9 protein-coding genes and 2 rRNA genes (1 of these 11 running past the window's edge) are annotated in these 11,366 nt (G+C 57.4%); 5 read left to right on the top strand and 6 right to left on the bottom strand.

Annotation, left to right across the window (positions count from 1 at the left end):
- The first annotated feature begins 45 nt into the window (after nucleotides 1-45).
- The 4 genes from flgA (at nucleotide 46) to ACOYXH_RS18010 (ending at nucleotide 2,633) form a co-directional block, all read left to right on the top strand.
- The gene (flgA, locus tag ACOYXH_RS17995; protein ID WP_026000512.1) at nucleotides 46-807 is read left to right on the top strand and encodes a flagellar basal body P-ring formation chaperone FlgA; all 762 of its coding nucleotides are present in this window, start codon (nucleotides 46-48) and stop codon (nucleotides 805-807) included.
- 148 nt (nucleotides 808-955) lie between these two features.
- Entirely contained in the window at nucleotides 956-1,282 is a 327-nt protein-coding gene (gene flgM, locus ACOYXH_RS18000; protein WP_077574151.1) for a flagellar biosynthesis anti-sigma factor FlgM, read from the top strand.
- A 48-nt stretch (nucleotides 1,283-1,330) separates the two neighbouring features.
- Nucleotides 1,331-1,798 carry a flagella synthesis protein FlgN gene (locus ACOYXH_RS18005; protein WP_095051111.1) on the top strand — a complete coding sequence of 156 codons (468 nt, stop codon included), beginning with the start codon at nucleotides 1,331-1,333 and terminating at the stop codon, nucleotides 1,796-1,798.
- Nucleotides 1,799-1,886: 88 nt separating this feature from the next.
- Nucleotides 1,887-2,633 carry a flagellar brake protein gene (locus tag ACOYXH_RS18010; protein ID WP_093442101.1) on the top strand — a complete coding sequence of 249 codons (747 nt, stop codon included), beginning with the start codon at nucleotides 1,887-1,889 and terminating at the stop codon, nucleotides 2,631-2,633.
- Between the two features lie 72 nt (nucleotides 2,634-2,705).
- On the opposite strand, the gene ACOYXH_RS18015 is transcribed toward ACOYXH_RS18010, so the two are convergent.
- From ACOYXH_RS18015 to ACOYXH_RS18030, 4 genes are all read right to left on the bottom strand, one after another.
- Nucleotides 2,706-4,085: an MFS transporter gene (locus ACOYXH_RS18015; protein WP_095051112.1), complete on the bottom strand. Its 1,380-nt coding sequence runs from the start codon at nucleotides 4,083-4,085 to the stop codon at nucleotides 2,706-2,708.
- Nucleotides 4,086-4,154: 69 nt separating this feature from the next.
- The gene (locus ACOYXH_RS18020; RefSeq protein WP_460410884.1) at nucleotides 4,155-5,396 is read right to left on the bottom strand and encodes a glutamine synthetase family protein; all 1,242 of its coding nucleotides are present in this window, start codon (nucleotides 5,394-5,396) and stop codon (nucleotides 4,155-4,157) included.
- A 200-nt stretch (nucleotides 5,397-5,596) separates the two neighbouring features.
- The gene (locus ACOYXH_RS18025) at nucleotides 5,597-6,289 is read right to left on the bottom strand and encodes a sensor histidine kinase (protein ID WP_093442086.1); all 693 of its coding nucleotides are present in this window, start codon (nucleotides 6,287-6,289) and stop codon (nucleotides 5,597-5,599) included.
- Nucleotides 6,286-7,890 (bottom strand): tetratricopeptide repeat-containing response regulator, encoded by a 1,605-nt coding sequence (locus ACOYXH_RS18030; RefSeq protein ID WP_220556856.1) that lies wholly within the window; start codon nucleotides 7,888-7,890, stop codon nucleotides 6,286-6,288. Before ACOYXH_RS18030 ends, ACOYXH_RS18025 begins: the two co-directional genes overlap by 4 nt.
- 210 nt (nucleotides 7,891-8,100) lie before the next feature.
- Between ACOYXH_RS18030 and ACOYXH_RS18035 the strand changes: the two genes are divergently transcribed.
- Entirely contained in the window at nucleotides 8,101-9,456 is a 1,356-nt protein-coding gene (locus ACOYXH_RS18035) for a lysozyme inhibitor LprI family protein (RefSeq protein WP_460409855.1), read from the top strand.
- A gap of 139 nt (nucleotides 9,457-9,595) precedes the next feature.
- Here ACOYXH_RS18035 and rrf read toward each other — a convergent pair.
- Both rrf and ACOYXH_RS18045 read right to left on the bottom strand, forming a co-directional pair.
- Nucleotides 9,596-9,711: ribosomal RNA gene (gene rrf, locus ACOYXH_RS18040) — 5S ribosomal RNA — on the bottom strand.
- Between the two features lie 151 nt (nucleotides 9,712-9,862).
- A 23S ribosomal RNA gene (locus ACOYXH_RS18045) occupies nucleotides 9,863-11,366 on the bottom strand; it runs 1,390 nt beyond the window's last position.

The raw sequence follows: 11,366 nt of genomic DNA on the forward strand, positions 1-11,366 counted from the left end.
CGCACATTCATTGCTAAACGGCACGGCGCTTGCTTTTTAACTCGTATGAACGCTCAAACGACATTTTTCCGACACCTGACCTCCCGCGCTCGCAAAAGCCTTTGCGCGATGTCCGCCGTCTGCTGCTTTTTCGCTGGCAGCCCTGCCATTGCTGATGCGGTTACCTTGCCTGACATGCTTATCGGCGTCACTCAGGGCTTTCTTGAGTTCACCGTAGAAGACTATCTGGCCACCAGTCAAACGGAAGGCCGCTACGAGATCGAAGTAAACCAGCTCGACCCCCGTATGCGCATGCCTATGTGCGACAAGGAATTGACAGCGACTTTGGAGAGTCCGGCACGTCCGCTGGGCCGGGTTACCGTGAAGGTCCGTTGTGAGGGCGCCTCGCCCTGGACTGTGTTCGTGCCCGCTCAAGTCCGCCTGTTTCGCGAGATTGTGACAACCACCCGACCGCTGAAACGTGCAGGGATCATCGAACCACAGGACGTGACCCTGCGTGAACGCGACGTGAGCACGATCAACCAAGGCTTTCTGACCTCGGTAGACGAAGCGATCGGGCAGAAATTAACCCGACCAACGGTAGCCGATCAGGTCATTACTCTGGTCCATCTGGAACAGGCGGAAGTCATTCGCAAGGGTGATCAAGTGGTCATCACTGCCCGCAGCGGCACACTCGCCGTGCGCATGCCCGGTGAAGCGCTGGCCAATGGCGGTTTGAAAGAACAGATCCGGGTGAAAAACCTCAACTCGCAAAGGGTCATCAAGGCGCAAGTCACCGCGCCCGGCCAAGTGGAAGTGGCGATGTAGAAAACTGGCGCTGACCCCGGCTGTTCCCTAAACTGTGCCGCAGCAGGACACGCGCCGGCGCATGCAAGGCTCATTGTAAATGTGCCTAAAGTTTTCCAGGGGATGGCCGAAAACATGGCAAGCGTCCAAATTCCCAGAGGTTTTTATCATGGTCATCGATTTCAGCCGTTTGAACAGCTCCTCGTCACTTACGGGCAGTACACGTACCAGCAACGCCAAGGAAACCGCCGAAACCGGTACCTCCGCGCCGCTGAATACCCAGGCCGAACCGGCCAGTACCGCAAAAAGCGGGGAATCGGTACACCTCAGCAATGAGGCTCAACAGTTGCAGAAGGTCACTGACAAGCTGCGCGATCAACCTGCTGTCGACAAAGCCCGTGTGGCCGAGTTGAAAGCCGCGATTGCCGATGGCAGCTATAAAGTCGACAGCAACCGTGTAGCCAGCAAACTGCTCAACTTCGAAGCCCAGCGCTAGGCTTTTGCCGGCGCCAGGCTTTTGGACGCTTAAAACCCAAGGCCAGCCATGCACGACACTAATTTATTGCAATTGATCAACGACGACTTTGCTCCAGCTCAACAATTGCTGGAGTTGCTGCAAACCGAATCCCTCGCGTTGCACGGTCGCGACATGCCCTTGCTGGAAGAAATTCTGGCGCATAAACAGGCATTGATCATTCTGCTTGAACAGCATGGCCGCAAACGCAGCGAAATCCTCGCCAGCCTCAACTTGCCGACAGACCGCAGCGGTCTGGAGCAACTGGCTGGCCAGTCGAGCATTGGCGAGCAGTTGTTGGCGCAAGGCGATGCATTGACCGATCTGATTGCTCAATGCCAGGCCGCCAACGTCAAGAACGGCCAGTCGATCCAGATCCAGCAGGCCGCCACGGCCAATCAGCTGAAGATCCTCACCGGCGGTGAAGCGCCGGCGCTGTATAACGCCAGCGGTACATTTGCCAAACCCGCCACACCGCGTCCGCTCAGCCAGGCATGAGCCGTTGATGCGCCAGCTCTATCAACCCGCGAAACATGCTGGCAAAATGCTGGCTAGTCGTCATATTTTGTCTGGAGATTGATAAACCGTGTCCAACGCCCTCAGCGCGGATGATGCTCCGCAGCCCCCTAAGGTGCTTACCACGCCACTGGAAATCTCCAGCAACCTGCGCCAGCTGCAAGAAAGCCACGATCCGCTGATCATCACCTTTCATGAGCGCAGCCAGCGCTTCCAGAGCTATCTGATCAAAGTCGACCGCGACAGCGCTACGATCGCACTGGACGAGATGATCCCGCGTGATGGCGAACGCTTCCTGCAGGCCGGTGAGCCATTCAAGGTTGAAGGTTTTCATGAAGGCGTGCGCATCGCCTGGGAATGCACCGGCACGCTGAATATCGAAGAGTCCGAGGGTGATCGTTTCTACACCGGCGCACTGCCGACTGAAGTGGTTTACCACCAGCGCCGCAATGCCTTCCGTGCGGCACTAAAACTGACCGATCTGGTCAGCGTTGAACTGGGCGGCGAAAAACTCAAGGCGCCAATCAACGGCAAACTGCTGGATATCTCCGCGACCGGCTGCAAGCTGCGTTTCGAAGGTGATATCACCGACCGCCTGCAATTGGGCCAGGTTTATGACCGCTTGATCGCCCCGCCGCTGTTCGGCAACCAGCCGATCTCCGTCGAATTGCGCTATCTGCATTTCGAAGAAAAACTCAACATCACCTTTGCCGGTCTGCGTTTCCACAACATCAGTGGCCAGGCTGCGCGCAACGTTGAGCGTTTCGTGTATCAGTTGCAACGTGAAGCACGCCGTTTCGACAAAGACGATCTCTGATTCGCACGGCCAATAAAAAGGGCAGTCCTTGGCGGGACTGCCCTTTTTTATGCGCGATGTTTTTTGTTCAGTTCAGGGTCTACCGCCGCTGAGATCAGGCGCGGGTTTATCGGTATCCGATTCGACTTCTGCCGCAGGCTCTGACGGAGTATCAGCTTCAGGCTCGGGACTCGCCGGCGTCTGCACCGGATCCTGCACCATCTGCTCCTGCACCACCTGCTCGTCTACCCGAGGATCGAGGGCCGCCACCAGCGGTGAGCTGGACATGCTGTCCGGCATGGCCACGTGATGCAGCGGCGCGTCGTCGACCTGATGCAGATTGGTCACCGCTTTCGGCCGGATCCGCCACACCAGCACCAACGCGAAGAAGCTGAAGAACGCATACAGGCTCTGGCTGCCAAACAGCTTCATCAACACGCCCGCAAGCAACGGTCCGATGCTCGCACCGACACCATAAGTCACCAGCAGCATCGCGGTCAGCGACACGCGACGATCGCCTTCGACGTGGTCGTTGGAGAATGCCACTGCCAGTGGGTACAGACAGAACTGCACCAGTGAACACAGGAAACCAACCCCGAACAACACCTCCAGCGGAACCTGCGGCAGCACGGCCAACGGCAACGCCGCCACCGCCAAAAACCCGGCAAAGCAGCGAATCAGCAGCGCCCGGTCATAACGATCGGACAACCAGCCCAACGGCCACTGCACCAATAAACCGGCAAAGATGCAGCTACCCATGAACAGACCAACCTGCTCGGTCGATAGCCCTTGTTGCGAGGCGTACAGCGGTGCCAGACCGTAAAACGAGCCGATGATCAAACCGGCACCCAGCACCGTACTCAACGACTGCGGTACGCGCTTGATAAAGAAGCGTGGCTCCATCGGCGCCGGATGCAGTGGCGCCGGGTGAATCCGCCGCGTCAATGCCACGGGCACCAGACACAGGGCGAAACACAGCGCGACCAGCATCAGCAGTTCCAGCCCCAGGCCCGGATGCATGACCAGAATCAGTTGGCCGAGGACCAGGCCCAGGTACGAAGCGATCATGTAGCCGCTGAACACCAGGCCACGCTGATTGGCGTCCGCCTGTTCGTTGAGCCAGCTCTCGATCACCATGTATTGGCACATCATGCCCAGACCGACGATGGTCCGCAGCACCAGCCACGCCGGCAGCCAATCGACCAGACCGTGGCCAAGCACCGCCGCCCCGACGATCCCGGCACAGGCCGAATAAGCACGGATGTGCCCGACCCGGGCAATCAGTCGGTGACCGATCTTGCCACCCAGCACCAGACCGAAATAGTTGGCCGCCATCAGCGCGCCGACCCAGAGGCCGTCGACATTGTCAGCGGCCAGACGCAATGCCAGATAAGTGGATAGAAGGCCCGAGCCGATCAACATCATCAGCGAGGCGAAATACAGTGCTCGAAAGGATTTCCAGATTTGGCGCATCGGCGTTCCGAGCGGCTCCTTGCAGTAAATATCGGGCTACCAGAACGATAGCCCGATGGCGGCGGTACGTCAGGCCTGGGCTGCTAGAACACGTCGTTCCCAGGGAGTGATTTCATCAAGGAAGCTGGTCAACTCCATGGTCTTCGAAGCGATGTAGCCTTCGATGAACTCCTGTCCGAACAGTTCCCTCGCCAATTGGCTACGTTTCAGACGTTCGAGCGCGGCGTGCAAGGTACACGGCAGCGCAAGATTGTCCGGCACCGCGAACTCGCCCTGAATCGCTTCGCTCGGTTCCAGCTCATTCTCGATCCCGTGCAAACCGGCAGCCAGACTGGCGGCGATCGCCAGATACGGATTCGCATCGGCGCCCGGCAAACGGTTTTCCACCCGGCGGGCAACCGGCGAACTGGCCGGAATTCGCAGGCCGGCCGCCCGGTTGTCGTGCGACCAGCAGGCGTTGTTCGGTGATGCGTACGGATGGCACAGGCGCTGATAGGAATTCACATTAGGTGCAAACAGTGCGGTGAAATCGGCCATGCCCGCCTGCTGGCCACCGATGAAGTGGCGAAACACCGCGGTTGGCTCGCCGTGCGCATCACTGAAGACATTCTTGCCGCTAGCGGTCTCGACGATGCTCTGATGAATGTGCATCGAACTGCCTGGCGTGTGTGCCAGCGGCTTGGCCATGCACACCACGGTCAGGCCGTGCTTGAGCGCGACTTCCTTGAGCAGGTGCTTGAACAGGAACGTCTGATCGGCCAGCAGCAGTGGATCACCGTGCAGCAGATTGATCTCGAACTGGCTGACGCCCATCTCGTGCATGAAGGTATCGCGCGGCAGACCGAGTGCCGCCATGCACTTATAGACTTCGTTGAAGAACGGCCGCAGACCGTTATTGGAACTGACGCTGAACGCCGATTGGCCATCCTCGCGACGCCCGTCAAGGCCTACTGGCGGACGGAACGGCTGGGTCGGATCGGTATTCGGCGCGAAGACAAAGAATTCCAGCTCGGTCGCCACCACCGGCGCCAGGCCGCGCGCGGCATAACGGGCAATGACTTTCTTGAGCTGACCGCGAGTCGACAGGTTGGAGCTCTCGCCGCTCAACTCATCGGCACCGCAAATCGCCAGGGCACGCGGGTCGTCACTCCATGGCAAACGATGGATCTGGGTCGGGTCAGCAATCAGGGCGAGATCGCCGTCGTCGCTGCCGTAAAACCGTGCTGCCGGGTAACCACCCATGATGCATTGCAACAGCACGCCACGGGCCAGTTGCAGACGCCGCCCTTCGAGGAAACCCTCAGCGGTCATCACTTTGCCGCGCGGCACGCCATTCAAATCCGGCGTAACACACTCAATCTCATCAATGCCGGTCAATCGCTGCGCGAGTGAACGCTGGCCATCGGTTGTCATGACGCAATCCTTGTTATTGTGCGAGCCGCGAACGGCGACCCGCACAAAATAGGCTCCGGCTGTTCGGAATATCAAGCAGCGTCAAACAAAAACCTGTGTCACGGCAGATATAGGCTGAACACCCCGCCGCCAAGCGGTCCGCCGTTGCGGATTTCGGTGCGTCCTTCGACACCATTGCGCTGATGCAGCGCCGCGATACGATTGGCGAAATACAAACCGAGCCCGGTGCTGCCACTGCTGTGATTGATGCCCTGTACATAATCGGCCTGGCGCTCGAGCATCTCGGCCGGATAACCGTCGCCGTCGTCGTTGATACTCAGCACCAGTTGCCCGGCCTCGTCACTGACGGTGATCAGCAGCGATTCGCGGGCGTAACGAATGGCGTTATTGATGCAGTTGCCCAGCACCGAAGCAATCAGCTCACGGTCGAAGAAGCCCAACGGGCTCAGCGGATCGACTTCATAGGTGGCGATGATCCCGCGACTGGCAAACACCTCCTGATGCGCCGCCAGTTGTGCCTCGATAAAGTCATCGAGTTCGTGATAGGCCGGTTGCAGCGGCATCTGGTTGACGCCGAGCTTGTACAGCCCGAGCAGTTGCACCAGCATGCCGTTGAGATGGGCAAACTCGAAGTCGATCACGCCTTGCTCCGCGCCTAGCCGTTGCGCCTCAGGCAACCGCGCCAGCCATTGGCTGTGGGCCTGCATGAGCATGGCCAGCGAGTTCTTCATGTCGTGGACGGTGGAGGCGATCACCGTAGAAAAATCCAGAGCTTGCTCGTCGTGGTTCATTCGCCAAACGCCTTGCTTTTCAGCTTCTGATAACGCGCAAAACGCGCGTCGGTGTCGGGCATCAGGCCAACCATTTTCAGGCAGGCCCGACATTCTTCCAGTTCCGCCGACGGCACACTGGTGTCGGTGCCGTGGAGCAGCGACTGGGCCATGTTCAGCGCGATACTGATGTTCTTCGGTTGCATCTTCAGCGCCTTGCGGAACACATCACGGGCCTCCACCAGGTTGCCGGTCTTGTACACGCGCACGCCCTGACGGTTGAGGTCAGCAGCAGCGTTGCTGGAACTGAGGATAGTCGGGTCATCAGTGAGCTTGGCGATGTCTTTCATTACTGCCGGATCGTCACCGTAGATCTCCGCGCAGCTCTTGAGCATCGAGGTGCCCGCCTCGGCCTGTCCGAGCATCTGCAATTGCTTGGCGACCAACAGCGCAGCTTCCGGACTCATGAACTGCTCCATGCCGTCGAGGCGCATCAGCGCTTGCTCGGTGAGCTTGTCAGCGGTCTCGGCATCGTTGAGCAGCAGGCTGGTGGCTTTCATCAGACGCGCGCGAATCTGCAGGCCGGGGTCGCTCGGGTTTTCTTTGGCCACCGCACTGAGCGTGGTGTTGATCTCCAGGCGTGTGCGCGTGTCGAGCCCGCGCTCACTGCCTTTGCTGATCAGCGCGTGAGCCAGGCCGAGATTACTTTCCGGATCCTTGAAGCGCGACTGCGCGCCTTGCGCTACGGCCTGACGATAGGCGCGGGACGCGGTGTCGAAGTCTTCGTTGGCCATCGCCAGTTTGCCCAGCAACGCCTGCCGACGCACCGCCAAGGGAGACAGGCGAATCGCCTCCTCCAGCACCCGTTGCGCACCTTTGCTATCGCCTTCGGCGACCAGTACATCGGCCATGCCGTCGTACAGCGCCGGCATCATCGGGAACACCTTCAGGGCCTTTTCATAAACGCCCTTGGCTTGCGCCACTTGGCCACGCTTGAACAGCAATTTGCCAAGTCCGGCAAATGCCCATGGCAACGGCCGGTCAGCAATGATGCTGTCATAGAGTCGTTCCAGCGCTTCGTTCTGATTCATCTCGCGCAGCGCATCGGCGCGATAACGCAGGCACAGCGGTGAATAGCGAATGTCCTGCTTGCACAGGGCGATGCAGGCGTTAAGCACCTCGACCGGCTTGCCGCGATCGAGGGCTTGTAGAATCGGTTTGAGCAACGTCTTGCGCTGTTCCAGACGCTCCAGGCGCTGGGCCAGGCCGGAGCGGTTGAACGGCTTGGTCAGGTACGCATCCGGTTCGTGCTCCAGAGCACTGAGCACCATCGCCTGACTGGTCTCGGCCGTCACCATGACAAACACCGCTTCATGGCTGATGAGCTTTTCCGACATCAGATCTTCGAGCACCTGCTGGCCGTTCTTCTTGCCATCGCCGAGATGGAAATCCTGCAGGATGAAATCGTAGGACTTCTGCGCGCACATCTTCAGCGCCTGCTCACCGGTATCGGCCGTGTCGACGTCCTTGACCCCGAGCTCACGCAGCATCGAACGCACGGAACTGCGGAAATCCGAGAAATCATCGACGATCAGAAAACTTTTTTGGTGATACGACAGCATCGAAGATTTCCAGGCAATTGAAGTGAGGGCAATTTCAGGCGCGCAGATGATAGCTGGCGGCAAAATGCTATCAAGCGATTTCGCGCGACTTTTAAGTCACCGAATGGGTTATCGGCCAGAAGTGCGGTTCCCTGAAGCCAGCGCTTCAAGATTCCTCTGCGAGCATTTACCCTGCGCGCCAAGACAACTTCCCACTACAAGGCTTACATCGTGTACATCAAAGGACGCTACATCGTGTCCGCTTGCGCTCTGCTGTTTGTTCAGCAGGCAATGGCGGCTGGAATGGATTGCACAAAAGCGGCGAATGCCGCCGAAAACACTGTTTGCGCGGGCAAAGGACTTTATGAACAAGATGTACAGATGGGCTCTGTTTATCGAGCATTAATAAAGGCGTCCGCCCAGGTACAGCCCGAACTGAAACGTACTCAACGACTGTGGTTAAAGGCTCGCAATGAATGCGCCGACGATGTCTCGTGCCTGAATCAGCGTTATGACGAGCGCCTGAAAGTCCTTCAGGCACTGTTGACGGACGCGCTTGCCTACCCACCGGATGACCTCGATACGCAAGTGATGCATGAACTGAGCAACAGCATTCAAGCAGCGAGCAAGGATAATCCGGAGTTTGCCCTGGAGCGTACGCTTGAAGCCTTTGGCATCCGCGCGGGCAAGACCTCGTTCTCTGGAGACGTCGACAAGGATGATCCAAGCGACACGCACTTTCCGAAATCGAAGCCCGCAGGTCTCACGCCAGACGAGTGGCAGGCGCTGAGGACGTCGGACATTTCCGGCGCTGCCGATTTCGGTCACTCCACGTACACCCTGCTGGACATGGACGACGATGGTCAGCGCGACCTTATCGTCGATACCTACACCGGCGGCACAGGTCTGTTTACCTACACGGAGACCTGGCGGCGAACCGGCGAGCGTTTCATCAAGAGAAGCCCGGCCGCGGAAAGTTCGTTGTTCCACACCAATGACCGCGGCGCCAACCAATCAGCAAAATGGATAAGTATCCGTGGAAAAGTGTATGCGGCTTATCGCAGTGGTGCCTACGGAGTTGATCAGCTTTACTTGCTAAACCCGCTCAGAATCAACAATCGGGTACCGACGATAGCGGTTCATTACCGTTACGACCTGAAGGTGCCCACCCTTCAACATAAGGAAGACGGCACCACCACTTACGAGTTGGAGCCCGCTCTGCAACAGACACTTGACCGGGCGATAAGCAAAGCGACGCAGGCGGGAGAAGTCAGTTCAGCGAACACGCCGCTCTGCCCTGTCCCGGCCAGTGGCGCAGGAGAAAACGACTATTACAGCTATGGCATGGCGCCCTACACCCTCGAAGTTGTCACGAATCTGGGGGTTGTCATTGGCAATGATTGTTATATCGGCGCGTTGATCAACTGGTTCGGCAGCTACTACGAAAAGGAAGGATTGTCGGCACAACTGGTATTGCGCAAACCGGATGCCGAAGCCACTGGGCTTAGTTATGTTGTGAATGGCAAACGCCATGTCAGCGCCGTGAGCGCAGCACTGGGTAAAGTTGAAACGGACGACGGCGCGTAGCATGACTTCTCGCGCTCAAGGTTAGCGACGGTTGGGGCAGGTAATACGTTGGTGAACGTATTACCTGTCGCGAGCTGAAACTTTCCTGCGGGCAAAACAAAACCCCAACTGCTTTCGCAATTGGGGTTTCGGAATTTAATCTTGACGATGACCTACTCTCACATGGGGAAACCCCACACTACCATCGGCGATGCATCGTTTCACTGCTGAGTTCGGGATGGGATCAGGTGGTTCCAACGCTCTATGGTCGTCAAGAAATTCGGGTACTGAGTCGTGGCCAAATGGCCTCGCTTCAGCAAATTGGGTATGTGATAGCTTTCGGTGTTTGTGAACATCGAACTTTCGGTTCGTTTCGTCTTCACACACCGCAATCTGGTCTCTTCGACGCAAATTGCTTGGGTGTTATATGGTCAAGCCTCACGGGCAATTAGTATTGGTTAGCTCAACGCCTCACAGCGCTTACACACCCAACCTATCAACGTCGTAGTCTTCGACGGCCCTTCAGGGAACTCAAGGTTCCAGTGAGATCTCATCTTGAGGCAAGTTTCCCGCTTAGATGCTTTCAGCGGTTATCTTTCCCGAACATAGCTACCCGGCAATGCCACTGGCGTGACAACCGGAACACCAGAGGTTCGTCCACTCCGGTCCTCTCGTACTAGGAGCAGCCCCTCTCAAATCTCAAACGTCCACGGCAGATAGGGACCGAACTGTCTCACGACGTTCTAAACCCAGCTCGCGTACCACTTTAAATGGCGAACAGCCATACCCTTGGGACCGGCTTCAGCCCCAGGATGTGATGAGCCGACATCGAGGTGCCAAACACCGCCGTCGATATGAACTCTTGGGCGGTATCAGCCTGTTATCCCCGGAGTACCTTTTATCCGTTGAGCGATGGCCCTTCCATACAGAACCACCGGATCACTAAGACCTACTTTCGTACCTGCTCGACGTGTCTGTCTCGCAGTCAAGCGCGCTTTTGCCTTTATACTCTACGACCGATTTCCGACCGGTCTGAGCGCACCTTCGTACTCCTCCGTTACTCTTTAGGAGGAGACCGCCCCAGTCAAACTACCCACCATACACTGTCCTCGATCCGGATAACGGACCTGAGTTAGAACCTCAAAGTTGCCAGGGTGGTATTTCAAGGATGGCTCCACGCGAACTGGCGTCCACGCTTCAAAGCCTCCCACCTATCCTACACAAGCAAATTCAAAGTCCAGTGCAAAGCTATAGTAAAGGTTCACGGGGTCTTTCCGTCTAGCCGCGGATACACTGCATCTTCACAGCGATTTCAATTTCACTGAGTCTCGGGTGGAGACAGCGCCGCCATCGTTACGCCATTCGTGCAGGTCGGAACTTACCCGACAAGGAATTTCGCTACCTTAGGACCGTTATAGTTACGGCCGCCGTTTACCGGGGCTTCGATCAAGAGCTTCGCGTTAGCTAACCCCATCAATTAACCTTCCGGCACCGGGCAGGCGTCACACCCTATACGTCCACTTTCGTGTTTGCAGAGTGCTGTGTTTTTAATAAACAGTCGCAGCGGCCTGGTATCTTCGACCGGCATGAGCTTACGGAGCAAGTCCTTCACCCTCACCGGCGCACCTTCTCCCGAAGTTACGGTGCCATTTTGCCTAGTTCCTTCACCCGAGTTCTCTCAAGCGCCTTGGTATTCTCTACCCAACCACCTGTGTCGGTTTGGGGTACGGTTCCTGGTTACCTGAAGCTTAGAAGCTTTTCTTGGAAGCATGGCATCAACCACTTCGTGTTCTAAAAGAACACTCGTCATCAGCTCTCGGCCTTAAGATCCCGGATTTACCTAAGATCTCAGCCTACCACCTTAAACTTGGACAACCAACGCCAAGCTGGCCTAGCCTTCTCCGTCCCTCCATCGCAATAACCAGAAGTAC

Source organism: Pseudomonas sp. Mb7 (assembly GCF_054790525.1).